Genomic DNA, 25287 nt, shown 5'->3' with positions numbered 1-25287 from the left:
ATATCCCGGCCATGCAGATGTCACGGAGCGCTGAACGGACGGGCGGTGCCCGGCAGCGGTGGGCCCTGCTCGGCTTCGGGGCCGCGGTGTTCGTCGCCGCGGCGATCGGCGGGCTCGGCGTGCAGGGCACCTCGGCCGAGTACGCGAGCCTCGAACAGCCCGCCTGGGCCCCGCCGTCCTGGCTCTTCGGACCGGTCTGGAGCCTGCTCTACGCGATGATCGCGGTGGCCGGCTGGCTGGTCTGGCGGCGGGTCGGTTTCGGCCCGGCACTCTGGGCGTGGATCGCCCAGCTGGTGCTGAACGCGATCTGGACCCCGCTCTTCTTCGGCGCCGGTCGCTACGGGCTGGCGTTCGCGGAGGTCCTGCTGATGTGGGTGGCGATCGGCGTGACGATCGTGCTCTTCCGCAGGGTGTCCCGCCCGGCGACGCTGTTGATGCTGCCCTACTGGGCGTGGGTCACCTTCGCCGCCGCACTCAACTTCGCCGTCTGGCGCCTGAACAGCTGAGCCCTCCCCGGCCGGTGGCGGGCCGAGCGCCTGGCGGAGCGAGCGCTCCGACCTGACGACAGGTCGCGTGCTCCAGGCGTGACGGCGGACCCCTACCCCTATCGGGCGGCGGGGCCGGACGACGCACGGGGCCCCGGTGAAGCCGGGGCCCCGTCGCCCGCTCAGCAGCGGGGCACGCCGGGGATGTAGCCGTCGGAGCCGGTGTAGACGTACGCGTCGGCGATGAAGCGGCCCGACCCGATCCGGTCCCAGATGGTGCTGGTGCCGTAGGTCCCGGTGACGCTGGTGCCGCTGGTCTGGCACTGGATGGTGACCTTGGCGCCGTCGGCGACGGTGCCCACCGCGGCGTAGCCGGTGCCCGGGCCGGAGCGGACGGTCAGCGCCGTCCCGGCGGTGTTGACCGTGCCGGAGCCGGTGCCGCTGCCGCAGCCGTTGTCGCTGCCGTAGTTCTTCGTGCCCCAGTAGAGGGCGAGCGAGCCGTTGAACCGGACCTGGATGTCGGCGCCGTTGAGCCGCTGCTCGTAGTGCAGGTGCGGACCGGTTGAGCCGCCGGTGCTGCCGACCCAGCCGATCACCTTCCCGTAGCCGACGGCCTGCCCCACAGAGACGTTGAAACCGTTGAGGTGGGCGTAGTAGGTGCTGTACCCGCCGCCGTGGTTGATCCGGACGTACTTTCCGTAACTGGTGCCGCCGAGATCCGTGACCCGGTCGACGGTGCCCGGGGCGCTCGCCACCACCGGGTCGCCGAGGTCGTTCGTGCGGTTGAAGTCCACCGCGTACGCCGGACTGTGGCCGGTCCGGGTCTGGCCGGACCAGGACTGCCCACACGGGAACGGGACCTTGAACGTCGGGGCGGCCATCGCCGGCGCCGCCGGGACCAACACGCCCGCGACCAGCAGACCGGCCGCCAGCAGGCCCAACCACCGCTTGCCCATCCAGCACCTCCTATGTCGAAATCCTTCGATTTCCTGCTTTCAGCGTGTCAGAAAACGCCATCGATGGAAAGAGGTCGAATTCCCGTGTGGGAGCGCGCCCAAAAGCCGGCCACAGGTTTCTTGATTGTTACTTCCCCGTGTCCGGTTAGGGGTGGACCACGCCACATGCAAGCGCTTACATGTGGGTGACGCCCATCGGACCGGCGCGGGGTTCGAATCCTGCACGCGCCGGCAAGGAAGGAGAACGGCATGGCGTTTGCAAGTTCACGCCAGGCTCTCGCGATCGCCGGCGTGCTGGGGCTGGCGCTGAGCGCCACCGCCTGCGGCACCGGCGACGACAAGAAGAGCAGCAACGCGGGCTCCGCGGAGTGCGCCGCATATGAGAAGTACGGCGACAACGACGGCAAGAAGGTCACGATCTACTCGTCCATCCGGGACATCGAGGCCGACCGCCTCGCCCAGTCCTGGAAGCAGTTCGAGGACTGCACCGGCATCAAGATCGACCACGAGGGCAGCGCCGAGTTCGAAGCCCAGCTCGGTGTCCGGGTCGACGGCGGCAACGCCCCCGACCTCGCGTTCATCCCGCAGCCGGGTCTGGTCAAGCGTTTCGTCGACTCGGGCAAGCTCAAGCCGGTCGGCGCCGAGACCAAGAAGACGGCCGAGGAGAACTACCCGGCCGACTGGCTGAAGTACAGCACCGTCAACGGCCAGTTCTACGGCGCCCCGCTCGGCTCCAACGTGAAGTCCTTCGTGTGGTACTCGCCGAAGACCTTCAAGGAGAAGGGCTGGACCACCCCGACCAGCTGGGACGAGCTGATCAAGCTCAGCGACCAGATCGCCGCCGCCGGCACCAAGCCGTGGTGCGCCGGCATCGAGTCCGGTGACGCCACCGGCTGGCCGGCCACCGACTGGATCGAAGACGTGATGCTGCGGACGCAGACCCCCGAGGTCTACGACCAGTGGACCAGCCACGGCATCCCGTTCAACGACCCGAAGGTCGTCGAGGCCGTGGACAAGGCCGGCACCATCCTCAAGAACGAGAAGTACATGAACGGCGGCTACGGCGGCGTGAAGAGCATCGCCACCACCGCCTTCGGCGAGGCCGGTCTGCCGATCACCACCGGCAAGTGCGCGCTGCACCGCCAGGCGTCCTTCTACGCCAACCAGTGGCCGAAGGGCACCAAGGTGGCCGAGGACGGCGACGTCTTCGCCTTCTACTTCCCGGCGATCGACGCCAGCAAGGGCAAGCCGGTGCTGGGCGGTGGCGAGTTCACCGTGGCCTTCGCCGACCGCCCCGAGGTCCAGGCCGTGCAGACCTACCTCGCCTCCGGCGAGTACGCCAACAGCCGCGCCAAGATCGGTGACTGGGTGTCGGCCAACAACAAGCTCGACCCGGCCAACGTCGCCAACCCGATCGACAAGCTCTCCGTCCAGATCCTCCAGGACAAGACCACCGTCTTCCGCTTCGACGGCTCTGACCTGATGCCGGCGCCGGTCGGTGCGGGGACGTTCTGGAAGGGCATGATCGACTGGATCAACGGCAAGGACACCGCGACGGTGCTGAACGGCATCGAGAGCAGCTGGAAGTGATCTGAACCGGTGGGCCGGTCCGCTGACGTGGGCCGGCCCACCGGCTGATCAAAGACCTGGGAGGGTCGATGGAGTTCGACTTCGCTGCGGAACAGCCGAAGTTCCTCATGCTGATGTACGGGCTGATCGCTTTCGTCGCGGTGGTGGGCGGTCTGCTCCTGCTCCTCGACGTGGTGCCGGCCTGGTTCGCCCGCCGCCGGGAGGGGCAGCTCGTCGCCGCCTCCGCGAGCGGCGCCCCGCTCCCCCGCCGGCGCAAGCCGCGGGAGGGCATGTTCGCGCTCTTCTTCCTGCTGCCGACACTGCTGCTGCTCACCATCGGGCTGGTGGTCCCGGCCGTCCGCACCACGCTGCTGTCGTTCATGGACGCGAACGGCAACGACTGGGTCGGACTGCGCAACTACGGCTGGATGTTCTCTGAGGACTCGATCGTCCGGGTGCTGATCAACACCCTGGTCTGGGTGCTCCTCGTCCCGCTGATCGCCACCTCGTTCGGCCTGCTCTACGCCATCATGGTGGACAAGGCCCGGTTCGAGGCGGTGGCCAAGTCGCTGATCTTCCTGCCGATGGCCATCTCCTTCGTCGGCGCGAGCATCATCTGGAAGTTCGTCTACGCCTACCGGGGCGAGGGAGAGCAACAGATCGGCCTGCTCAACCAGATCGTGGTCAGTCTCGGCGGCGAGCCGAAGCAGTGGCTGTTGGAGTCGCCGCTGAACACGCTGCTACTGATCGTGATCATGGTCTGGATCCAGGCGGGTTTCGCCATGGTGGTGCTCTCCGCCGCGATCAAGGCGATCCCCGCCGACATCGTGGAGGCGGCCCGGCTCGACGGAGTCACCCCCTGGCAGATGTTCTGGCGGATCACCATGCCGAGCATCAAGCCGGCGCTGATCGTGGTCGTGGTGACGCTGTCGATCGCCACCCTCAAGGTCTTCGACATCGTCCGGACGTCCACCAACGGCAACTACGACACCAGCGTGATCGCCAACGAGATGTACAACCAGGCGTTCCGGTACGGCCAGAACGGGCAGGGCTCGGCCCTGGCGGTGTTCCTGTTCATCCTGGTGGTCCCGATCGTGATCTACCAGATCCGCAACCTCCGTCAGCAGCGGGAGGGCTGAGATGACCACCGCAACGCCCACCGTCGCCACCGGCACCCAGAAGACCGACGGCCGCCCGACCAGCACCGCCGGGCGGGTCCGCAAGCGGCTGAACAGTCGCACCGCGACCCTCGTCTCGATCGTCATCGCGATGGTCTGGACCATCCCCACCTTCGGCCTGTTCATCTCCTCGTTCCGGCCGGAGGACCAGATCAAGAGCAGCGGGTGGTGGACCTTCTTCACCGACCCGTCGTTCACCCTGGAGAACTACCAGGAGGTGCTGTTCGGAAGCTCCTCGTCGTCCGGGCAGCTCGCCAGCTACTTCATCAACTCGCTGGCGATCACCATCCCGTCGGTGCTCTTCCCGCTCGCCTTCGCGGCCCTGGCCGCGTACGCGCTGGCCTGGATCAACTTCCGGGGCCGGGACTGGATGTACATCGCGATCTTCGCGCTGCAGATCGTGCCGCTACAGATGGCGCTGGTGCCGCTGCTGAAGTTCTTCTCCACCGGGGTCACCGTCGGTGGGATCACCGTCATGCCGGCCTGGGATCTGGTCGACGAACAGAAGTTCGCACAGGTGTGGTTCGCGCACACCTGCTTCGCACTGCCGTTCGCCGTCTTCCTGCTGCACAACTTCATCTCGCAGCTCCCGGGTGACCTGATGGAGGCCGCCCGGGTCGACGGGGCCACCCACCCGAAGATCTTCCGCAGCATCGTGCTGCCGCTGATCACCCCGGCACTGGCCGCGTTCGGCATCTTCCAGTTCCTCTGGGTCTGGAACGACCTGCTGGTCGCGCTGATCTTCGCCGGTGGCGGCAACGAGACCGCCCCGCTCACCGTCCGGCTGGCCGAGATGGCCGGCACCCGGGGCAACGAGTGGCAGCGGCTCACCGCCGGCGCGTTCATCTCGATCGTCGTACCGCTGATCGTCTTCCTGTCCCTCCAGCGTTTCTTCGTGCGCGGCCTGCTCGCCGGCAGCGTCAAGGGCTGAGAGTGTCTCCGCCGCCGCCGGGTCACCGGCGGCGGCGGAGTTGGGCGGAGCGAAGCGGGGGGTAGCGTGACGAGGATCGACGACGTCGCCCGCCTGGCCGGGGTCTCCACCGCCACCGTGTCCCGGGCGTTGCGGGGGCTGCCCACGGTCTCGGCCGCGACCCGGCGCCGGGTGCTCGCGGCGGCCGAGCAACTGGAGTACGCCGTCTCGCCGAGCGCCTCGCGGCTGGCCGGCGGACGCACCGGCACGATCGCCGTCGTGGTCCCGCGGATCACCCGGTGGTTCTTCGGGACCGTCGTCGAGGCGGTCGAGGACTTCCTCCAGCAGTCGGGCTATGACCTGCTGCTCTACAACCTCGGCGGGCGGGAGCAGACCCGTCAGCGGGTGCTTCGCACCGCCGACCTGCACAAACGGGTGGACGCGGTGATGCTGGTCGCCACGCCGCTGCGCCCCGCCGAGCTGACCGCCCTGACCAGGCTGGAGCTGCCCGGAGTGACCATCAGCTCCGGCACGCCGGTGCCCGGCTGGCCCTGCGTACGCATCGACGACGTCGGCGTCGCGCGGACCGCCACCCGGCACCTGCTCGACCTGGGTCACCGGAGGATCGCCCACATAACCGGCGACCCGGACGAACTCGCCTACACCACCCACCTCGACCGGCGTCGGGGTTACCGGGACGTGCTGCGCGACGCCGGGATCACCCCCGACCCCTACCTCGACGTGGAGTCGCAGTTCACGATCGGCGGCGGCGCCCGGGCCACCGAGGAGCTGCTCCGGCGCGGCGACCCACCGACGGCGATCTTCGCGGCCTGCGACGAGATGGCGATGGGGGCGATGACGGCGCTGCGCGACGCCGGCCTGCGGGTGCCACAGGACGTCAGCGTGATCGGCGTCGACGACCACGACCTGGCCAGCGCCCTCGGGCTGAGCACGATCGCCCAGCCCGCGGCGGAGCAGGGCCGGCTCGCCGCGCGGATCCTGCTCGACCCGCTCCACGGCGGGCCCCCCGCACCGCCGGTCAGGCGTCGTCCCGACCCGCCCGGCTCACCGGTGATCCTGCCCACTCGGCTGATCGTGCGCGAATCGACCGCACCGCCCCGGGCACACTAACGGGGACCGCCGACGTCCCCGGCAGCATCCGACCGTCCGGTTCTACACACGGGAGAAGGCCCTGAACAGCAACCCGACGCACCAGGACACGCCCGCCGACCCGGCCACCGGCTGGTGGACCAGGGCCACCATCTACCAGGTCTACCCGCGCTCATTCGCCGACTCCGACGGCGACGGGGTCGGTGACCTCCCCGGCATCACCGCCCGCCTGGACCACCTCGTCGAACTGGGCGTGGACGCACTCTGGCTGTCGCCGTTCTACCCGTCGCCGCAGGCCGACGCCGGGTACGACGTGGCGGACTACCGGGACGTGGACCCGCTCTTCGGCACGCTCGCCGACGCCGACCGGCTGATCACCGAGGCGCACTCGCGCGGGCTGCGGGTCATCGTGGACCTGGTGCCCAACCACACGTCGTCGGCGCATCAGTGGTTCGCCGCGGCGCTCGCCGCCGCGCCGGGCAGCCCGGAGCGCGACCGCTACGTCTTCCGCGACGGGTCGGGCCCCGACGGCGCGCAGCCCCCGAACGACTGGACGAGCGTCTTCGGCGGGCCGGCCTGGACCCGGGTCACCGAGACCGACGGCCACCCCGGCCAGTGGTACCTGCACCTGTTCGACTCCGGCCAGCCCGACCTCAACTGGGACAACCCGCAGGTGCGGGAGGAGTTCCTGGAGGTGCTGCGATTCTGGCTGGACCGCGGCGTCGACGGCTACCGCGTTGACGTGGCACACGGCCTGATCAAGCAGACCGACCTGGCCGACTGGCAGGAGCCGCAGGAGATCCTCTCCGGCCCGGAAATCGACAAGCCGCGCCCGCCGATGTGGGACCAGGAGGGCGTGCACGAGATCTACCGGGACTGGCGGCGGGTGCTGGACGGCTACCCGGGCGAGCGGATCCTGGTCGCCGAGGCGTGGGTCGAGCCGGCCGAGCGGCTGGCCCGGTACGTCCGCCCGGACGAGATGCACCAGGCGTTCAACTTCGAGTACCTGCTCGCCGCCTGGACCGCGCCGGCCCAGTACGCCGTGATCACCCGCTCGCTGGAGGCCACCGACGCCGTCGGCGCACCGACCACCTGGGTGCTGTCCAACCACGACGTGGTCCGGCACGCCTCCCGGTTGGGGCTGCCGATCGGCGGCAAGCGGCCCAACGGCATCGGCATCGGCGACCCGCAGCCGGACGCCGCACTCGGCCTGCGCCGGGCCCGGGCGGCCACCCTGCTGATGCTCGCCCTGCCCGGCTCGGCCTACCTCTACCAGGGCGAGGAACTGGGTCTGCCGGAGCACACCACGATGCCCGACGAGTCCCGGCAGGACCCGACCTGGGCGCGTAGCGGACACACCGAGCGGGGTCGGGACGGCTGCCGGGTGCCGATCCCGTGGGAGGCCGACGCCCCGTCGTACGGCTTCGGGCCGACCGACGCGAGCTGGCTGCCGCAGCCGTCGCTCTGGGCGGAGTACGCCCTGGACCGGCAGCGGGACACGCCCGGCTCGACGTACGAGCTGTACCGGACGGCGCTGCGGCTGCGCCGCGAGCACCGCCTCGGCGAGGGCCCGCTGGAGTGGCTCGCCTCCGGCGACGAGGTGCTCTCGTTCCGCAACGGCGCGCTGACCGTGCTGACCAACTTCGGCGACGCCGCCGTGCCGGTGCCCACCGGCGCCGAACTGGTGCATGCCAGCGCCCCCCTGGACGCCGACGGCGCCGTCCCCACCGACGTGACGGTCTGGATCCGCTCGGCCTGACGCCGTAGCTGTGTAAGGCAGGGCCCCTCGTTGACGCATGGCGGGCGTCGACGAGGGGCCCTTCCTCACAGCCGCTCGGCGCGGTTGTGCAGTAGTTCGTGGACGTTGGATATGTCGTCCGGCGAGGTTCGCGAGGCCAGCCAGTACATGATGCCCGTCGGGATGAAGAAGAGCTGGAAGGCCGCCAGCCCGACGGCGTAGTTCAACGGTGGCGGGAAGGCCGCCCGCAGGCCGTGGAAGGCCACCCCGACCAGCCCGTTGCCGGCCGCCCGGCCGACCCCGTTGACCAGGTTGCCCAGGCTGTAGACGGTGCCCCGGTGCTCAGGCGGGTTGACGTCGGCGATCAGGGCGAACCAGTTCGGCGAGTTGGCCGAGGTGAGTGCCAGCGCCACCACGGCGGTGAGCAGGCTCAGCCCGACCGTCGGCTCGGTGACCACGCTGGCCAGCACCGCCCGGACCACCGCCCCGGCGCCGGCGCCGTCCGGCACATCGATGCGTACCGGCACGAAGAAGAGCACCAGGTAGAACGGCAGTGCCGCGAGGATGCCGACCGCCGCGACCAGCGCCCGGCCCCGGGGCGTACGCCGTTGCAGCGCGTCGCCGACCAGCCCGCCCACGATGGAGAGCACCCCACCGAGCTGGAACAGGGTGGCGAAGACACTGCCCACGATCACGGCGGTGGCAGCCGAGTAGCCCTGGTCCTCGGCCCGCTCGGCGAAGAGCACCGGCAGCCAGACCAGCGACCCGAAGGCCGCCTGGGCGGTGAGGCCCTGGAGGATCAGCCAGCGGTTCGTCCGCCGACCCAGAATCCTCGGCAGGTCCGCCCGGCTGATCCGGTAGTCGTACTCGGCCCCGGTGGCGAGCGCGGCGGCCAGCTCCGGCTCGCTCTGCCCGCGACGGATGTCGTAGGTGAACAGGTAGGCGGCGGTCGCCGCGAGGCCGACCACGGTCAGCAGCAGGAACGGTCGCCGCCAGTCGGCGGCCCCGAGCAGCCCGCCGACCAGCGTGCCGGCCAGCGTGCCGATGCCCTGGGACAGCCCCCAGAAGCTCATCACCAGCCCCCGGCGGCGGGGCGAGATCAGGTCGGTGACGACCGAGAACCCGACGGACCCGACCGCGCCCAACCCGACCGCCGCCAGGATCTGCGCGGCCAGGAAGGCGGGATAGTTCACCGCCATCGCGCTGCCGCCCGTACCGAGCGCCCAGATCAGGGTGCCGACCATCAGCAGCGGCTTACGGTTCGTGCGATCACCGACGTACGCCCAGCCGACCGCGGCCACCGCGCTGGCCAGGAAGCTCGCGGCGGTGACCAGGCCGAGCAGCCGCTGCGGCACGTCGAAGGCGTCGGAGATCGGCCCGTACAGCGGGGGCACCAGACCGATTGCCACGTTGTCCAGCGAGGCGAGCAGCACGAAGACCACGACGCTGTAGAACCGGTGCGCGGGCGTCCCGCCCCGGGCCCGCGCCGGCCCGCCCCTGGTCAAGGTCATGTGCGGCAGCCAACCAGGATCAGGTCACGAGCGGGTGACGACGCGCGGTTCGTCGACGCGGGCGGCAGGGCCCACCGCCGGGCCACCGCCGGGCCACCGCCGGGCCACTCAGAGATAGCCGCCGATCGCGGGCGGGACGGCGGGCGCGACCGGTGTGCCCGCCCGCAGCGCATACAGCTCGGCGAGGGTGGCGCCCTGGGGCGGCACCTCCGCCGACGCCCCCAGCCAGCCGGTCGCCTCCTCGTACGGCAGCGGGCCCACCTCGATCCGGGCCAGGCAACGCCCAGGGCGGACCACCGCCGGGTGCAGGCGGGACAGGTCCTCGTTCGTGGTGATCGCGACGAGCACGTCCCGCCCCTGGCCGAGCAGCCCGTCGGTGAGGTTGAGCAGCCGGGACAGGGCCTGGCCGGTAGCCTGTTTCGCCTCGCCCCGGATCAGCTCGTCGCAGTCCTCCAGGATGAGCAGCCGCCACCGGCGGCCGGTCCCCTGCTCGCCGTCCTCGTCCCCGACCGCCACCTCGGACAGGTACGCCGGGTCCGCGAAGAGCACGTCGGGGTCGAGCACGGCGTCGACCTGGCACCAGTCGCGCCACTGGCGGGCGAGGGCGCGCAGCGCGGTGGTCTTTCCCGTCCCGGGTGCCCCGTGCAGCAGCACCAGCCGGCCGGCGAGTTGCTCCGGGGTGATCGCCATCAGCCCGTCGAGCGCGGTGCGCGCCGACGCCGCGTAGTTCGGCCGGATCTGCGCCCACTCGGGTGCGGCGATGGAACGCACGTCCCGCTGACTGCCCCGGCGAGGGTTGTGGTGCCAGAAACCGATCCGGCCGGCGCCCGGGTCGTCCGGTTCGGCGGCGCCGTCGACGATCTGGTCGAGGGCCGCCCGGCCGACCTCCTCGGACACCGCCGTGACCGTCACCTCGGCGCCCCGCCCCTTCCAGGTGACCACCCGGGCCGTCCAGCCGTTGCCGGCCAACAGTCGGGACCGTTGCCGGTTCTCCACCGCCGTACGCAGCACCCGGCCGTCGGGGGCGGTCAGCGGCGCGTCGGGGCGCACCCGGGAGAGCCGGGCCGTGTGCGACCACGGATGCCGGCCGGTGACGAAGTCCGCCAGGACCAACGCGTCGATGACGTCGCAGGGGGTGTCCGCGTCGTCGTACTGGAGCACCGAGGGGATTCCGGGCGCCTCGTCCGTTGCTGCGGGGGTGGTTCGCATCCGTCGATGATCGCGAGCCGGGACGCGCCCGTACAGTCCTTTACCCCGCCACGGCATCGACCCGGTCGAGGAAGTGCTCGCGGGCTGCGGCGTACCGCTCGCGGATGGCGGGGACGGGGGCGGCGGCGTACTCCTCGGTGCCGCGGACCGACCAGGTGGGGGGCGCCGCGCCGCCGAGGGCGACCCAGGCGGCCTGGCACGCGGCGCCGTCGGCGACGTACTCGCCGGGCGGCGGGACGACCACCGGCACCCCGAGGACCTGCGGCGCGATCCGGCGTACGGCTGCCGAGCGGGCACCGCCGCCGACCAGGATCACCCGGCGTGCCGTGGCCCCCTGGGCGGTGAGCGCGTCGAGCCCGTCGGCGAGGGCGCAGAGCAGCCCCTCGACAGCGGCCCGCGCCAGGTGGGCCGCCGTCGAGGTACGCAGGGTCAGCCCGTGCAGGGCCCCGGACGCCAACGGCCGGTCGGGCGTCCGTTCGCCCTCCAAATAGGGCACCATGACCAGCCCGTCCGCGCCGGCCGGTGCGGAGAGCGCCAGCCCGGCCAGCTCGTCGGAGTCGACCCGGAGCATCGACGCGGTCGCGTCGAGCACCCGGGCCGCGTTGAGCGTGCAGACCAGGGGCAGGAAGCGGCCGGTGGCGTCGGCGAAACCGGCGACCGTGCCGACCGGGTCGGCGCTCGGGGCGTCGGCGACGCTGAACACGGTGCCGGAGGTGCCGATCGAGACGATCACGTCGCCGGGGCCCGCGCCGACGCCGAGCGCGGCGGCGGCGTTGTCCCCCGTGCCGGGGCCGAGCAGCGCCCCGTCGGGCAGCGGGCGGCGCGTGGTGACACCGGGAAACGCGGCGGGACGCACCGCGCCGGCCGGCTCCGCCGGCCCGAGCACGGTCGGCACGTGTGGCCGCCGGCCGAACGCCCGCTGCAACAGGTCGGGCCGGTAGCCGCCGGTGGCCGGGGACCAGTAGCCGGTGCCGCTGGCGTCGCCCCGATCGGTGCGCAGCGCCGCCAGGCCGGGCGCGCCGGCCAGCCGCCAGGTCAGCCAGTCGTGCGGCAGGCAGACCGCCACCACCCGGGCCGCGTACTCCGGCTCGTGCCGGGCCAGCCAGCGCAGCTTGGTGACGGTGAAGCTGGCCACCGGCACGCTACCCACCGCGTCCGCCCAGAACCGGCGGCCGGCCTCCCCGCCGCCGGCCTCCTCGACCAGCTCGGCGGCGGCCCTGGCGGAGCGGGTGTCGTTCCACAGCAGCGCCGGCCGGACCACGCCGCCCGCCTCGTCGAGGCAGACCATGCCGTGCTGCTGGCCGGCGACGGAGACCGCCGCCACGTCGGCCAGCCCGCCGGCGGCGTCGACCGCCGCACCCAGCGCGGACCACCACGCCGACGGGTCGACCTCGGTGCCGTCCGGGTGCGGCGCCCGGCCCTGCCGGAGCAGGGCGCCGGTCTCCGCGTCCCGGACGACGACCTTGCAGGACTGGGTCGAGGAGTCGACCCCCGCGACGATCGCCATCGGCGGCGGCCTCAGCGGGCGCCGAGCAGGTGCTCGACGGCGAGCTGGTTGAGCCGGACGAAACCGAAGCCCTTCGCGGCGGCCCCGTCGACGTCGAACTCCTCGAACGCGGAACGGTCGGCGAGCAGCTCGGCGTGGCCCTCCCCCGGCGCCAGCGTCGGCGAGCCCAGCTCGGCGACCCGGCTCGCGGCCAGTGCCTCGGCGACCTCCGGGTCCGCGCGGAACGCCGCCGCCCGTTCCCTGAGCAGGAGGTAGGTGCGCATGTTCGCCTCCGCCGACGCCCAGACGCCGGTCATGTCCTCGGTGCGCGAGGGCTTGTAGTCGAAGTGCCGGGGACCGTCGTAGGCGGGCCCGCCGCCGGGGCCGCCGTGCTCCAGCAGGTCGACCAGGGCAAACGCGTTCAGCAGGTCGCCGTGGCCGAATACGAGGTCCTGGTCGTACTTGACGCCGCGCTGCCCGTTGAGGTCGATGTGGAACAGCTTGCCCTGCCAGAGCGCCTGGGCGATGCCGTGGGCGAAGTTCAGGCCGGCCATCTGCTCGTGACCCACCTCCGGGTTGAGCCCGACCAGTTCGGGGCGGGCCAGGGTGGAGATGAAGGCCAGGGCGTGCCCGACGGTGGGCAGCAGGATGTCGCCGCGCGGCTCGTTCGGCTTGGGCTCGATGGCGAAGCGCAGGTCGTAGCCGGAGTCGACGACGTACTGACAGAGCAGGTCGACGGCCTCCCGGTAGCGGTCCAGCGCGGCCCGGACGTCCTTGGCGAGGTCGTACTCGGCGCCCTCCCGGCCGCCCCACATGACGAAGGTGCGGGCACCGAGTTCCGCGGCGAGGTCGACGTTGCGCAGCACCTTGCGCAGCGCGTACCGCCGGACGTCGCGGTCGTTGCTGGTGAAACCGCCGTCCTTGAAGACGGGGTGGGTGAAGAGGTTGGTGGTCACCATCGGGACCACCAGGCCGGTCTCGTCGAGCGCCTTGTGGAAGCGGGCCACGTGCCGGTTGCGGGTGGCGGCGTCCGCGCCGAAGGGCACCAGGTCGTCGTCGTGGAACGTGATCCCGTACGCCCCCAGCCCGGCGAGCCGGTGCACCGCCTCGACCGGGTCCAGCTCGGGCCGGGTGGCGTCGCCGAACGGGTCGCGGGCCTGCCAGCCCACCGTCCAGAGGCCGAAGGAGAACTTGTCGGCGGGAGCGGGACGGGGTGCCATGGCAGACCTCCGGAGGTGTCGTCCGCTATTTGTTCAGTGATTGAATTATTTGATCGACCTGTGGCAGTGTCAAGGGGTGACCCGACCCGACGCCCCGCCCGGGGCGGTGCGGCAGGGCAGCCTGCGCGAGTGGAACCTCGCTCTGCTGCTCGACCGGATCGCCGCCGCCGACCGACCGCCCTCCCGGGCCGAGCTGGCCGCCGACACCGGCCTCACCCGGGCCACCGTCTCGGCCGTGGTGGAGGACCTGCTCGCCGGCCGGCTGGTCGCCGAGGCGGAGCCGACGCCACGGGCCGGCGCGGGACGGCCGTCCCGGGGCCTGGTGCTCGCCACGGACGGCCCGGCCGGGCTCGGCCTGGAGGTCAACGTCGACTACCTGGCCGCCTGCGTGGTCGACCTCGCCGGCCGGGTCCGCCACCACACCGTGCACCGCGCCGACCTGCGGCCCGTCTCCCCCGCCGAGGCGCTCGCCCGGCTGGCCGACCTGGCCGCCCGCGCCCGCGCCGACGTCGCCCGCGAAGGGCTCACCCTGGCCGGTGCGGCCCTCGCGGTGCCCGGCCTGGTCGACGCCGCCGGCCTGGTCCGCCTCGCACCGAACCTCGGCTGGCGCAACGTGCCCGTCCCTGCGCTGCTCGCCGAGGGGACGCCGCTGACCACGCACGTCGACGGCGTCCCGCCGCTGGTGGTCGACAACGAGGCCAACCTCGCCGCGCTGGGCGAGCTGCACGCCGGGCCGGCCGGCCGGGCCAGCTTCCTGCACGTCTCCGGCGAGGTCGGCGTCGGCGCCGGGATCGTGCTCGACGGCTCCCTGTTCCGGGGCACGCGCGGCTGGAGCGGTGAGATCGGTCACCTCCCGGTCCGGCCCGACGGTCCGACCTGCCGGTGCGGCGGCCGGGGCTGCCTGGAGACGTACGCCGGTCAGGAGGCGATCCTCGCGGCGGCCGGCCTGGCCGGCGCGGACCTCCCGGCGGACACCGCGACCACCCGGCTGGCCGAACTGGCCGAGGCCGGCGACCCCGCCGTGCGACGGGCCCTGGCCGAGGCGGGGACCGCCCTGGGCGTCGCCGTGGCCGGCGTGGTGAACCTGCTGGACCTGGACACCGTGGTGCTCGGCGGCGGCTATGCCCCGCTGGCGCCGTGGCTGCGCCCGCCGGTGCTCGCCGAGATCTCCCGGCGGGTGCTCACCGCGGCCTGGTCACCGGTCACCGTCCGCCCGGCGACGCTCGGTGCCACCGCCGCGGCCGTCGGCGGGGCCGGCTCGGTGGTACGCCGGATCCTCGCCCACCCGGCCGGCTGGCTGGCCCGCCCGAGCTGAGCCCTCCGGCCGGTGGGCACGCTCGCCGTCGCCCGGTTCGCCGAGGCCGAACTCCGCCTCGCCCGGGTGGCCCCCTCCGCCGGGGTCAGGCCGTCCTGGCCACCCTCGGCCCGGTCGCCGGCCGCTCCTGCGTCGGCAGCCCGACCGGGTGCTCCAGCGGCACACCCGGCCAGGGGCCGGTCGCCTCGACGGACTGCACGGACGCGTTGCGGTGACGCGCCGCCTCGTCGAACTCCCGCATGCCCCGCAGCAGGTCCTGCCGCCCCTGCGGGGTCATGTCGGCGAGGATCGCCGCGAGCTGCTGGCGCCGGTCGTCGCGCAACTCGGCGAGGAGCCGGCGGGCCTCCGGGGTGAGGTGCAGCGAGATCTCCCGCCGGTCGAACCGGCCGGGCTCGCGTTCCAGCATGCCCGCCGCCACCAGGCGGTCACAGAGCCGGCTGGCGGAGGAGAGCAGCATGTCGAGCCCGGTGGCCAGGCGGCGGAGGTTGATCCCGTCGTGCTGCTCGACCAACATGATCGCGCGTAACTGCGCGCCGGAGACCCGGCTGGTCGTCCGCTCCCGCGCCGCCTCCCAGACGGTCAGCAGGGCATCGGCCACCGCGTCGAGCTCGACAGCCATACTCGTCTCTGGTCCGTGGGGACCGTGCACTTGCGCCATGGTGGGCCCGAGACTACTCCGGATCCGCTGGTCTGGGCGCGTGACGAAGGAGCGATGATGAGCGAACCGGTCAACCAGGCACGGCGTGTCCTCCACGAGGCGCCCGCCGACCTCCTGCTGGACCGGATCGCCGACGTCCTGGCCGCGGGCTACGGCGTGACCCGGGTGGACCTGCTCCAGGTCGACTACCGGCTCGCGGCGCTGCTGCCGCTCGTCGGGGACGAGCCCGTCACCGCGCCGGGGCACCCCGCCTGGCGCTGCTTCGACCACCAGATCCCGACCCTCGCCGACGGCACCGGATACCTCCCGGTGTCCATGCGCGGCGAACGCCGCGGCGTGCTGGTGGTGAGCCCCGCGCCGGCCCCGCTCGACGAACTGACGGAGATCGCCACCGCGCTCGCCCACGAGATCAGCGCGGTCACCTACGGCACGGACGTGTACCGGTCCGCGCACCGCAGCAGGCGGCTCACCCTCGCCGCCGAGATGCAGTGGGAGATGCTCCCCGGCCGCAGCCGGATCCGTCCGTCGTTCAGCCTCGCCGGGCAGCTGGAACCGGCGTACGCGGTGCGCGGTGACAGCTTCGACTGGTCCGACGACGGCACCCGGGTCTGGTTGTCGACCATCAACGGCACGGGCGAGGGGGTGGCCGCCGCGATGCTCACCTCGCTCGCCACCCACGCACTGCGCAACGCCCGCCGGTCCGGGCTCGGCCTCGCCGACCAGGCGGCCCTCGCCGACCAGGCGGTCTACGACCTGCACCGGGGCGGCCAGCACCTGGCGGCGCTGCTGATGCACCTGGACCTGCGCTCGGGGCAACTCACCGTGGTCGACGCCGGGTCGCCCCGCCTCGTGCTGCTGCGCGACGGGAAGATCCAGGAGCTGCCGCTGGAGGCGCAGTTCCCGCTCGGCATGTTCGAGGCCACCGACTACCGGGAGCAGCACTTCGAGCTGTGCCGCAACGACCGGCTCTTCGTGGTCAGCGACGGCGTCGTCGACGCCGTCGGGCAGGATGTCCGGTACGGCGAGACCGCGCTGGACCGGTTCCTGAGCCGGACCCGGGCGATGGAGCCGCTGGACGCCGTCCGCTCGCTGATCGGTGACCTGCGCGCGTTCGTCGCCAGCGACCTGGTCGACGACGCGGTGGTGGTGTGCCTGGACTGGACGGGACCGCAGGACTGAGCGCCCGGCCGCTCAGTACGCCCCGCGGCTGTTGACCACCGCGCCGAAGGTCTTCCAGAGGATCGTCAGGTCGGCCGCGAGCGACCAGTTCTCCACGTAGTAGAGGTCGAGCCGGATGCCGTCCTCCCAGCTCAGGTCGGACCGGCCGCTGACCTGCCAGAGCCCGGTCATGCCGGGCTTGACCAACAGCCGGCGGGCCACGTCCCCGTCGTAGCGGGCCACCTCGGAGGGCAGCGGCGGACGGGGACCGACCAGGCTCATGTCCCCGAGCAGGACGTTGACCAGCTGCGGCAGCTCGTCCAGCGACCACTTGCGCAGCAGCCGCCCGACCCGGGTCACGCGTGGGTCGTGGCGCATCTTGAACATCAGGCCGTCGGTCTCGTTGCGGGCGGCCAGCTCGGCCAGCAGGGCGTCGGCGTTGACGACCATGGTGCGGAACTTGTAGACGCCGAACTCCCGCCCGCCCTGCCCTACCCGGGTCTGCCGGAACAGCACCGGCCCCCTGCTGTCGATCTTGATGGCGAGCGCGATGACGGCCAGCAGCGGCAGTAGCAGCGTCAGGGCCACCGAGGAGGCGGCCCGGTCGACGAAGCCCTTGACCAGCTTGCGGGCCCCGCGGAACTCCGGTGCCTCGACGTGGATCAGTGGCAGGCCGGCGACCGGCCGGGTGTGGATGCGCGGGCCGGCGACGTCGGTCAGCGCCGGGGCCACCACCAGGTCGATGCCGGTGCCCTCCAACTGCCAGCCCAGGCGGCGTAGCCGGGTGGCGGTCAACTCGCCGGAGGCGGTCACCGCGACGGTGTCCGCGCCGATGGCGGTGGCCGCCTCGGGGATGCCCCGGAACGAGCCGACCACCGGCACGTCGCCCAGCCGCTGCGCGACCGGGGCGAGCAGCGCGTCCGGGATGCAGGCGCCGACCACCTGGTAGCCCGCGTACGGCTCGCGGCGCAGGGTGTGCACCAGCTCCAGCACGTGCGCGGTGTCGCCGACCACCAGCACCTTGCGCGACCAGCCGGTGCCCTCGGACCGCGCCCGGTGCAGCCGCTTGCGGGCGGCGAACCGGGCCACCTCCAGGCCGAGCATGCCGACGGCGAACGAGATGCCGAGGAATCCCCGGGAGACGCCGACGTCGGCGATGTAGCCGGCGATCGCGATGCCGCCGGCGAGGCGCAGGCTGGCGGTGCTGACCCGCCGGTACTCGTCGGCGCCGTAGCCGAGGACGCGGTCGTCGTAGCAGCGCAGCACCCGCAGCGAGACCAGCCAGGCGAGGACCAGCCCCGGGGCGACCAGAATGTACGGGATCTTCGAGCCGCCGGGGGCGTCGTCGCCGAACCGGGCGACGTACCCGACGAGCACCGCGACGGTCAGGACGGTGGTGTCCAGCACCACCAGTGAGCGGACGTAGGCACGCTCTCGGGTGCGGGCCGGCCCCGGCCGTGTCTCGTCCGGTCTCGACGACGTTCTGGCGGGCGTCAACAGCGTCGCTGAGGTCACCGGCCCTCCCCACTTCGGTCGCCGACGGCCCGTCCACCGGGCCTGGGTCGAGGGCCGGCCGTAGGGGCACTACGACATCCTGCCCCGACAACCCTGGTCGCTGATTGCTTCGGACGCATTACCGTCACTTTTCCCGAGGAACCCTTCCCCGGTACAGGGCCCACAGCACCGGATTCCGTTGCGACGGGCCCGCCTTGCGCTGTGTAGCAGCTCAGGCCGGGGCCTTGCGCAGTGCTATCGCATTCAGGAAGATGTCGCCGATCTTGGTCGGATCCTCGGTGACGAAGGCGCCGCCGCCGGTGACGTCGGTGATCGACTTCAGCTCGGCCTTGCTCACGTCACCGCCGATACCGATGATCACGACCTGCACCGGCCGCTCCGGGTCCTTGATCTTGTCAAGCTCGCCCAGCAGTTTCTGCTGCGTGATGCCGTTCCTGTCCTCGTTCTTGCCGTCAGTGAACAGCACGATCGAGTTGACCCGGCCGGGCTCCCAGTTGTCCTGCACCTGCTGGTACGCCGCCAACACGGTGTCGTAGAGGCCGGTGCTGCCGCTCGAGGAGCGGATCGAGCCCAGCGCCTGCTCCAGCCTGCCACGCTGGCGGGACAGCGGCCCGATGGCGACCAGTTCCCGGTGGTCGCGGGAGCCCACCAACTCGGTGGAGAACGTCCACAGCCCGATCGACCAGGAGTCGTCGAAGAGGTTCAGCCCGCGCCGGGCCGCCTCGACGGTGACCTGCTGCCGGGTCGCGTTGCCGGCGTTGGCCACCTTCTCCTTCATCGAGCCGGAGACGTCGATGACGGCGAGCATCCGACCGGACTGGGTGGCGATCGACCAGCTGGACACCGCACGGTCCATGGACTGCGGGTCGAGCCCGGCAGGAGCCGAACCGCCGCCGTTGGCCGGCGGTGCCGGCACGCCGCCGGCCGGGCTGGGCGCGCCCTGCGGCGCGTCGAAGCCCGCGCCCCAGTCACCGTTCGGGGCCCGCAGCGAGTGACTCGCCAGCCGGTCGCGGAAGCCGTCGGTGGTGAGCACCTCGTAGAGCACCCGCGCCGCCGACGCCTTGGCCGGCTCGATGCCGGGCAGCACCGCGTACGGGTAGTCCAGCGGTGCGGGCGCCGGCTCCAGGTAGAGCGCGGCCAGCGGCACCGGCGGCTTCTTGCTGTTGTACTGGATCACGTCCTCTTCCGAGAGCGCCGCCGCACCCAGGCTGCTCGCGATCGTCGTGGGATCCGAGGCGGTGGGGAACCTGGCGAGCAGGTCCGGCCGCAGCGCCGAACGGTCGGTGGCCAGCGCCCGCAGCGCGGCGACCTTCTCCTTCTCGGCGTCGGGGCCGCCGGTGGCGCTGGCGGCGGCGGTCAGCGAGAGCAGGCCGGACAGGCCGGCGGCGTCGCGGGTCGGCTCGACGATCCCGGTGCGCAGCGGCTTGTCGCTCTGCACCTGCTGGAGGAGCTCGGTCCAGCTGAACTTCTTCTGCGGCCAGCCCAGCCGGGTGGCGATCGGCTCCGGCATCGCCACGACCACCGGGCTGCGCGCGACGGACGCCCCGTTGCCCGGCTCGAACGCGGTGGCGCCGCCGGTCTTGAGCCGCAGCAGCCACATGGAGGAGTCGGGCACCCAGACGTCCGGGCTGACCGATGTGCCGCTGGCCTGCCCCACGCCGGCCAGGGTGGCGCCGTGTTTGGCGGCGACCGTGGCGGCCACGTCCACCGGATCGGACGCCGAGACGTTCACCGCGATGCAGGTGCCGCCCACCGCGGCGCCGCCCTTCACCCACTCGGCCGCGGCGGCGTCGATGGCCGGGGCGAGTTCACCGGCGACCGCGACGGAGAGCTCGACCCGCCCCGAGCAGTCTGGTTGTGCCAGCTGCTGGTAGCCGAACCAGCCGCCGGCCGTGACGGCGAGGACGCCCACGGCAGCGGCGGCGGTGGCTGCGTGAATACTCCTACGCATGCGATGGCGGCCTGCTGACACGCTGACCATCTTGCGTACCCGTCGGGACGACTGCCACGGCCGTTCGGACGAAAGTTACGCAGCAGAAATAGTTGATCGTCACATTACGACACTGAGTGACGACATCGCCCCGCCGTGTTGATGCCGTGTGCATGACTGCTGGTCAGGGCAGCACACAGGTGGGACTCGACACCGCCACGGGCTCCCCGACCGGAGCCGGGACGCCGGTGGTCGCGTCCACCCGGAAGACCCGGATCATGTCGGCCCGTTCGTCGGCGACGTAGAGGTGCTCCCCGGCCAGGGCGAAGTGCCGCGGCCACTCCCCGCCCGTGTCCACCTCGGCGACCAGCTCCGGCAGACCGCCGGTGACGGCGAAGACCGCGACCGTGCCCACCCCCCGGTTGGCGACGTAGAGGAAGCGCCCGTCCGGGCCGACCGCGATCTCCGAGGGCTGGACGTGCCCGGTCCGGTCGCTGGCCTCGACGCGGCCCCGCTGGTGCAACGCACCGTCGCCGGTCAGCTCGTAGGCGGTGACCGAGCCGTCCAGCTCCCCCGCCACCCAGCAGCGCCGCCCGTCGGGATGCCGGGCCAGGTGCCGGGGACCGGCGCCGGGGGTCGTCCGCACCCGGGGTGCCCGGGGCACCAGCCGACCGGAGGCGCCGTCCAGGTCGTAGCGGTAGATCGAGTCGGTGCCCAGGTCGACCGCGAGCAGCGGGCCCCGGCCCGGGTCGGGACTCACCATGTGGGCGTGCCCGCGGTCCTGGCGCTCCGGGTCCGGCCCGTGCCCCTCGTGCTCCACCAGGTCGCTGCGCTCGCCGGGCACCCCGTCGGGGTCGAGCGGGAACACCGTCACGCTGCCGCCGCCGTAGTTGGCGACGACGAGGTGGCCGCCGCCCCCGGCGACCGCCAGGTGGCAGGGCTCCGCGCCGCCGGTGGGCCGGGTGCCGAGCGAGGTGAGGCCGCCGTCGGCGTCGACGGCGAACGCGCTGACCTGTCCGTCGGGCAGCTCGTTCACCGCGTACAGCACTGGCAGCCGTGGATGCCGGGTGAGGAAGGAGGGCGAGGGGGTGACCGCGACGGTGCCGAGCGGGGTCAGCTCACCGGAGCCCGGGTCCCGCCGCGCCGCGACGATGCCGGTGCCCCGGCCCCCGCTGTGTGCCGTGTAGCCGCCGATGTGGACGATCTCGCCCTGACCTGTCACCGGGTCCGCCCTCCGCCGATTCCTCCGCCGATCCCACCAGCCTTCCCGCTGGGCCGGCCGCTTAGCCCGAAAAACCGCGCCGAATCGCGGCGGGTCGCCGGGAGACGACCGCCGGACCGCCGCCGCGACGGCTCAGGCCGCCGACACCGGCTCGCCGCGCTGCCGGGCCACGTGCTCGACCAGCGCGATCAGCACCTCCTTGCCGGACTGCCGGTCCCGGGCGTCGCAGAGCACCAGCGGCACGTCGGGGTCGAGGTCCAGCGCCTCACGTACGGTCTCCAGGCTGAACCGGCGGCCGCCGTCGAAGCAGTTCACCCCCACCACGAACGGAACGCCCCGCTGCTCGAAGTAGTCGATCGACGGGAAGCAGTCGGCCAGCCGGCGGGTGTCGGCGAGCACCACCGCACCGAGCGCCCCGAACGCCAGCTCGTCCCAGAGGAACCAGAACCGGTCCTGGCCCGGGGTGCCGAACAGGTAGACCTGGAGGTCGTCGTTGATCGTGATCCGGCCGAAGTCCATCGCCACCGTCGTGGTCGACTTCTCCTCGACGCCGGAGAGGTCGTCGGTGCCGATGCCGGCGCCGGTCAGCACCTCCTCGGTCTGCAACGGCCGGACCTCGCTGAGCGCGCTCACCAGCGTCGTCTTGCCGGCGCCGAACCCTCCGGCGATCAGGATCTTCAACGCGAGCGGGATCCGGGGGCCGGATCCGGTTCGGTCATAGCGCACGGAGTCCACTGACCACCGCCTTGAGAATGTCGTCGTCGGGCAGGTACGCGGCGGGCGTCGGCTGGTGCACCGCGACCAGCCCCCGCGCCAGCAGGTCGCCGAGGAGGACGCGGACCACGCCCACCGCGAGGTCGAGGTCGGCCGCGAGCTCCGCGACGGGGACCGGCCGGGCGGCCAGCGCCACCAGGCGCCGGTGCTCGGGGTGCAGCTCAGGATGGATCGTCGGGTCGGCGGCCGGCTCGGCCAGCACGTACGCGACCAGGTCGAACCCGTCGGCGGCAGACCGGACCCGGCCGCCGGTGAGGGTGTAGGGCCGCACGACCGGGCCGGCGTCGTCGTCCAGCCACTCGTGCTGTGGTCCGGGCGACTCAGCCCGCATCGGCGGCCCTCGCCGTCGACCGGGCGGGGGCGCTCAGGTTCTCCCCGACCCGGGTGACCAGCATCGCCATCTCGTACGCCACCAGGCCGATGTCCGCGTCCGCGTCGCTGACCACGGCAAGGCAGGCGCCCTGTCCGGCCGCGGTGACGAAGAGGTACGCGGACTCCATCTCCACCACGGTCTGCCGGACCGCCCCGCCGTCCACCTGCCGACTCGTGCCCCGGGCCAGGCTGGAGAAGCCGGACGCCAGCGCGGACAGGTGCTCGGCGTCGGCACGGTCCATGCCGGCGGAGGAACCGATCAGCAGCCCGTCGGCCGAGAGCACCACCGCCTGGCGGGCGGGCGGCACCCGTTCCACCAGTTCGTCGAGCAACCAGTCGAGATCGGCGCTCTGCCTCGTCGGATGCATCAGGCGTCCCTCTCAGTCGCGGTCATGGGTTCGGGGTCCGCCGGCCGCTCGGCCGGCGTCGGGCTCGGGGCGTCGACCGGCAGGCCCTGCCGGTCGTCGGCGACGGCAGCGGCCCGCTCCGGGGACGTCCCGGTGGCCGTCGCCCGGCCACGCGCGGTGCCGGCCTGCAGAGCGGACATGATCCGGCGGGCCTCCTCCGGGCTGCGCGGGGCCGGGCTTTCGATCGCCGGCTGCCACATCGGGCCGTCCAGCGCGGCGAGCCGCCCTGAGGCGTCCCCGGCGGGCGGCTGCCCCCCGGGCTGTCGGGGCCGGACCGCCGGAGGCCGCTGGCGCACCCGACGGGGCAGCCCGTCGATCTCGCCGACCGCCTCGACGGGGGCGGGACCACCCGGGGCCGGGGCGCCGGCAGAGGCAGAGGCCGGGGCAGAGGCCGGGGCAGAGGCCGGGGCAGAGGCCGGGGCAGAGGCGGGAGCGGGAGCCGGGGCAGAGGTGGAGGTCACCGGGGCGGACTCGGCGGAACGGGCCGGGCGGGGCAGCGTGCCCAGCCGGCTCGCCCGGGCGAGCCGCCGATCCTCCGACGTCGCCGGGGACGGGCGCGTCACCGGCGGGCCGCCGGTCGGCGGCAGGGAGGGCTCGTCGGTGACCAGGTCGGCGGGGATGAGCACCACGGCGGTCAGGCCGCCGCCGTCGGACGGGCGCAGCCGCACCCGGACCCCGTGCCGGGTGGCGAGACGGGCCACCACGAAGTGCCCGAGGCGGGCGGTCTCGGTCGGCTCGAAGTCGGGCGAGCGGGCCAGCCGCCGGTTCGTCTCCTCCAGCGCGGCGTCGGACATGCCCAGGCCCCGGTCGGTGACCTCCACCACGTAGCCGTTCGCCACGTGCTGCCCGGAGACCTCCACCCGGGTCTGCGGCCGGGAGAACGCGGTGGCGTTCTCGATCAGCTCGGCGAGCAGGTGGATCACGTCGCCGACGGACCGCCCCAGCACGCCGGCGGGTGCCACGGCGGTGATGTCGACCCGGTCGTACGACTCGACCTCGGAGATCGCGCCCCGGATGAGGTCGACCGTCGCGACCGGGTTGCGCCAGCCCCGCCCGGGGGCCGCGCCGGCCAGGATGACCAGGTCCTCGGCGTGCCGCCGCAGCCGGGTGGCGAGGTGGTCGACGCGGAACAACTCGGCCAACTCGTCCGGGTCCTCGGTGTGCCGCTCCATCCGGTCGAGCAGCGCGAGCTGCCGGTGCACCAGCCCCTGGCTGCGCCGGGCGATGTTGAGGAACACCTCGTTGAGCCCCCGGCGCAGGGTGACCTCGTCGACGGCCGACTGGACCGCGGTGCGCTGCACCTCGGTGAACGCCCGCGCCACCTGGCCGATCTCGTCGGCGCCGTACTCCAGCGGGGGCGCCTCCCGGGCGACGTCCACCTGCTCGCCCCGGCGCAGCCGGGCCACCACCTCCGGCAGCCGGCGTTCAGCCGTCTCCAGCGCGGCCGTGCGTACGCCGGTGAGCCGGTGCGCGAGGCTACGCCCGACCCGCAGCGACACGAGAACCGAGAGCACGACGGCGACCAGACCCAACACCCCGGCGGCGCCGAGCCGGACCAGGATGCGCACGGCCGTCGGCACCGACCGGTCGGCGAGCAGGTCGGCCTGCGCCAGCTCGAAGTCCCGCATCGTCTGCTGCACCGCCTGGTAGCTCTCCTGCCAGGCCGTCGGGTCCACCGCCGGCCGGGTGGACGACCCGACACCGACCAGCGCGTCCTGCATCGTCCGCAACCGTCCGAAGGCCGGCCCCTCGGTCATCCGTTGGAACGCGGCGCGCTCGGCGTCCGGCAGGTCGGCGACCGCCGTCTCGGCGAGGAACCGCTGGTTGCCGATGGTCTGCACCAGCTGGAGGTGCTCGCCGTCGGCGAACCGGCCGGCGATGAACGCCCCGGCGAGCAGGGCGTCGGTCTGCCCGAGCAGCTCCCGGGAGCGGCCGAGCGCGGTGACGGCGAGCACCTCCCGGTTGAGGTCCCGGTCGGGCAGGCTGGCCATGGCGGAGAACGCTTCGAAGGCCGAGTTGATCATCCCGCTGTAGAGGCCGACCGCGCCGGCCCGGTCCACCGCCCGCCGGTCGATGAACCCCCGCCCGACGGGCAGCGCCTCCAGCGCGGTGACCAGTTGGTCGAGCCGGGCGTCGAGGAAGTCGTCGGCGGCGTCGCGCAGCTCCTCCCCGCCGACCCGGCGGTGCAGCTCCGCGACCGCCCGGTCGGTCCGCTGCCGCTGCTCGGCGAGCCCGGGAGCGACGCCGTCGCCGGCCAACTGGACCACCGAGAGCCGGCGCTCCCGTTGCAGCTCGGCCACCACGGTCTCGCCGGGGCGGCCGAGGTCGTAGAGGAGGGTCCGGGCGGCGAGCAGGTCGAGGGCGGGCCCGAAGGTGAGTGTGGTGGCGAAGATCCAGAGTGCCAGCAGCGCCGTCACCGGCACGACGACCAATGCGGTCAGTTTGGAGCGGATCGGCCAGTCGCGGGTGTTCAATCAGACCTCGCCCGGAAGGTGTGGCTGCGGGGGTGCCGGCACCGGCCGGGCAGCGTCGTGATCGGACGGTCCCGGCCCTCGGTGCGGGGG

General features: G+C 73.0%; 21 protein-coding genes. 8 read left to right on the top strand and 13 right to left on the bottom strand.

Annotation, left to right across the window (positions count from 1 at the left end):
• Nucleotides 1–11 precede the first annotated feature (11 nt).
• Nucleotides 12–506, top strand: coding sequence for a TspO/MBR family protein (locus GA0070608_RS15650; protein WP_091628633.1), 495 nt, complete (start codon nt 12–14; stop codon nt 504–506).
• A 161-nt stretch (nt 507–667) separates the two neighbouring features.
• Here the strand turns inward: GA0070608_RS15650 and GA0070608_RS15645 are convergent, their stop codons facing one another.
• Entirely contained in the window at nt 668–1441 is a 774-nt protein-coding gene (locus tag GA0070608_RS15645; RefSeq protein WP_091628631.1) for a M23 family metallopeptidase, read from the bottom strand.
• A gap of 249 nt (nt 1442–1690) precedes the next feature.
• On the opposite strand from GA0070608_RS15645, the gene GA0070608_RS15640 reads away from it, so the two are divergent.
• The 5 genes from GA0070608_RS15640 to GA0070608_RS15620 all read left to right on the top strand — a co-directional run bounded on the left by GA0070608_RS15640 (nt 1691) and on the right by GA0070608_RS15620 (nt 7967).
• Nucleotides 1691–3031: an ABC transporter substrate-binding protein gene (locus GA0070608_RS15640; RefSeq protein WP_091628629.1), complete on the top strand. Its 1341-nt coding sequence runs from the start codon at nt 1691–1693 to the stop codon at nt 3029–3031.
• A 68-nt stretch (nt 3032–3099) separates the two neighbouring features.
• Nucleotides 3100–4149, top strand: a complete 1050-nt coding sequence (locus GA0070608_RS15635; RefSeq protein WP_091628627.1) for a carbohydrate ABC transporter permease — start codon at nt 3100–3102, stop codon at nt 4147–4149.
• A 1-nt stretch (nt 4150) separates the two neighbouring features.
• Complete coding sequence (locus tag GA0070608_RS15630; protein WP_091628625.1) at nt 4151–5119, top strand: carbohydrate ABC transporter permease; 969 nt, start codon at nt 4151–4153, stop codon at nt 5117–5119.
• Nucleotides 5120–5185: 66 nt separating this feature from the next.
• Complete coding sequence (locus tag GA0070608_RS15625) at nt 5186–6229, top strand: LacI family DNA-binding transcriptional regulator (RefSeq protein ID WP_091628623.1); 1044 nt, start codon at nt 5186–5188, stop codon at nt 6227–6229.
• Nucleotides 6230–6290: 61 nt separating this feature from the next.
• Nucleotides 6291–7967: a glycoside hydrolase family 13 protein gene (locus GA0070608_RS15620; RefSeq protein WP_091628621.1), complete on the top strand. Its 1677-nt coding sequence runs from the start codon at nt 6291–6293 to the stop codon at nt 7965–7967.
• A gap of 65 nt (nt 7968–8032) precedes the next feature.
• Here the strand turns inward: GA0070608_RS15620 and GA0070608_RS15615 are convergent, their stop codons facing one another.
• The 4 genes from GA0070608_RS15615 to xylA all read right to left on the bottom strand — a co-directional run bounded on the left by GA0070608_RS15615 (nt 8033) and on the right by xylA (nt 13372).
• On the bottom strand, nt 8033–9457 hold the full coding sequence (locus GA0070608_RS15615) for an MFS transporter (protein WP_091628619.1): 1425 nt from the start codon (nt 9455–9457) through the stop codon (nt 8033–8035).
• A 108-nt stretch (nt 9458–9565) separates the two neighbouring features.
• Nucleotides 9566–10666, bottom strand: coding sequence for a DUF5925 domain-containing protein (locus GA0070608_RS15610; RefSeq protein WP_218107515.1), 1101 nt, complete (start codon nt 10664–10666; stop codon nt 9566–9568).
• 40 nt (nt 10667–10706) lie between these two features.
• On the bottom strand, nt 10707–12173 hold the full coding sequence (gene xylB / locus GA0070608_RS15605) for a xylulokinase (protein WP_091628615.1): 1467 nt from the start codon (nt 12171–12173) through the stop codon (nt 10707–10709).
• 11 nt (nt 12174–12184) lie between these two features.
• The gene (gene xylA / locus GA0070608_RS15600) at nt 12185–13372 is read right to left on the bottom strand and encodes a xylose isomerase (protein ID WP_091628613.1); all 1188 of its coding nucleotides are present in this window, start codon (nt 13370–13372) and stop codon (nt 12185–12187) included.
• A gap of 76 nt (nt 13373–13448) precedes the next feature.
• On the opposite strand from xylA, the gene GA0070608_RS15595 reads away from it, so the two are divergent.
• Nucleotides 13449–14687 (top strand): ROK family protein, encoded by a 1239-nt coding sequence (locus tag GA0070608_RS15595; RefSeq protein ID WP_245715800.1) that lies wholly within the window; start codon nt 13449–13451, stop codon nt 14685–14687.
• Between the two features lie 85 nt (nt 14688–14772).
• Here the strand turns inward: GA0070608_RS15595 and GA0070608_RS15590 are convergent, their stop codons facing one another.
• A complete protein-coding gene (locus GA0070608_RS15590; RefSeq protein WP_091628610.1) occupies nt 14773–15306 on the bottom strand; it encodes a MarR family winged helix-turn-helix transcriptional regulator in 534 nt (177 codons plus the stop codon).
• Nucleotides 15307–15402: 96 nt separating this feature from the next.
• Here GA0070608_RS15590 and GA0070608_RS15585 point away from each other — a divergent pair, with 96 nt between their 5' ends.
• Nucleotides 15403–16524 carry a PP2C family protein-serine/threonine phosphatase gene (locus GA0070608_RS15585; RefSeq protein WP_091635180.1) on the top strand — a complete coding sequence of 374 codons (1122 nt, stop codon included), beginning with the start codon at nt 15403–15405 and terminating at the stop codon, nt 16522–16524.
• Between the two features lie 12 nt (nt 16525–16536).
• On the opposite strand, the gene GA0070608_RS15580 is transcribed toward GA0070608_RS15585, so the two are convergent.
• The 7 genes from GA0070608_RS15580 to GA0070608_RS15550 all read right to left on the bottom strand — a co-directional run bounded on the left by GA0070608_RS15580 (nt 16537) and on the right by GA0070608_RS15550 (nt 25197).
• Nucleotides 16537–18018, bottom strand: coding sequence for a sugar transferase (locus tag GA0070608_RS15580; RefSeq protein WP_091628608.1), 1482 nt, complete (start codon nt 18016–18018; stop codon nt 16537–16539).
• A 211-nt stretch (nt 18019–18229) separates the two neighbouring features.
• On the bottom strand, nt 18230–19990 hold the full coding sequence (locus tag GA0070608_RS15575) for a substrate-binding domain-containing protein (protein ID WP_091635177.1): 1761 nt from the start codon (nt 19988–19990) through the stop codon (nt 18230–18232).
• A gap of 142 nt (nt 19991–20132) precedes the next feature.
• A complete protein-coding gene (locus GA0070608_RS15570; RefSeq protein ID WP_091628606.1) occupies nt 20133–21170 on the bottom strand; it encodes a lactonase family protein in 1038 nt (345 codons plus the stop codon).
• A 132-nt stretch (nt 21171–21302) separates the two neighbouring features.
• Nucleotides 21303–21905 (bottom strand): GTP-binding protein, encoded by a 603-nt coding sequence (locus tag GA0070608_RS15565; RefSeq protein ID WP_091628604.1) that lies wholly within the window; start codon nt 21903–21905, stop codon nt 21303–21305.
• Nucleotides 21886–22275 (bottom strand): DUF742 domain-containing protein, encoded by a 390-nt coding sequence (locus GA0070608_RS15560; protein WP_091628601.1) that lies wholly within the window; start codon nt 22273–22275, stop codon nt 21886–21888. Before GA0070608_RS15560 ends, GA0070608_RS15565 begins: the two co-directional genes overlap by 20 nt.
• Nucleotides 22265–22684 (bottom strand): roadblock/LC7 domain-containing protein, encoded by a 420-nt coding sequence (locus tag GA0070608_RS15555; RefSeq protein ID WP_091628598.1) that lies wholly within the window; start codon nt 22682–22684, stop codon nt 22265–22267. The genes GA0070608_RS15560 and GA0070608_RS15555 overlap by 11 nt, the downstream gene beginning before the upstream one ends.
• A complete protein-coding gene (locus GA0070608_RS15550) occupies nt 22684–25197 on the bottom strand; it encodes a sensor histidine kinase (protein WP_091628595.1) in 2514 nt (837 codons plus the stop codon). The genes GA0070608_RS15555 and GA0070608_RS15550 overlap by 1 nt, the downstream gene beginning before the upstream one ends.
• Between the last annotated feature and the right edge of the window lie 90 nt (nt 25198–25287).

This window comes from Micromonospora peucetia, assembly GCF_900091625.1.
Taxonomy (GTDB): domain Bacteria; phylum Actinomycetota; class Actinomycetes; order Mycobacteriales; family Micromonosporaceae; genus Micromonospora; species Micromonospora peucetia.
Note: the sequence above shows the minus strand (reverse complement) of the source record. Positions and strands in the feature narration are given on the sequence as shown.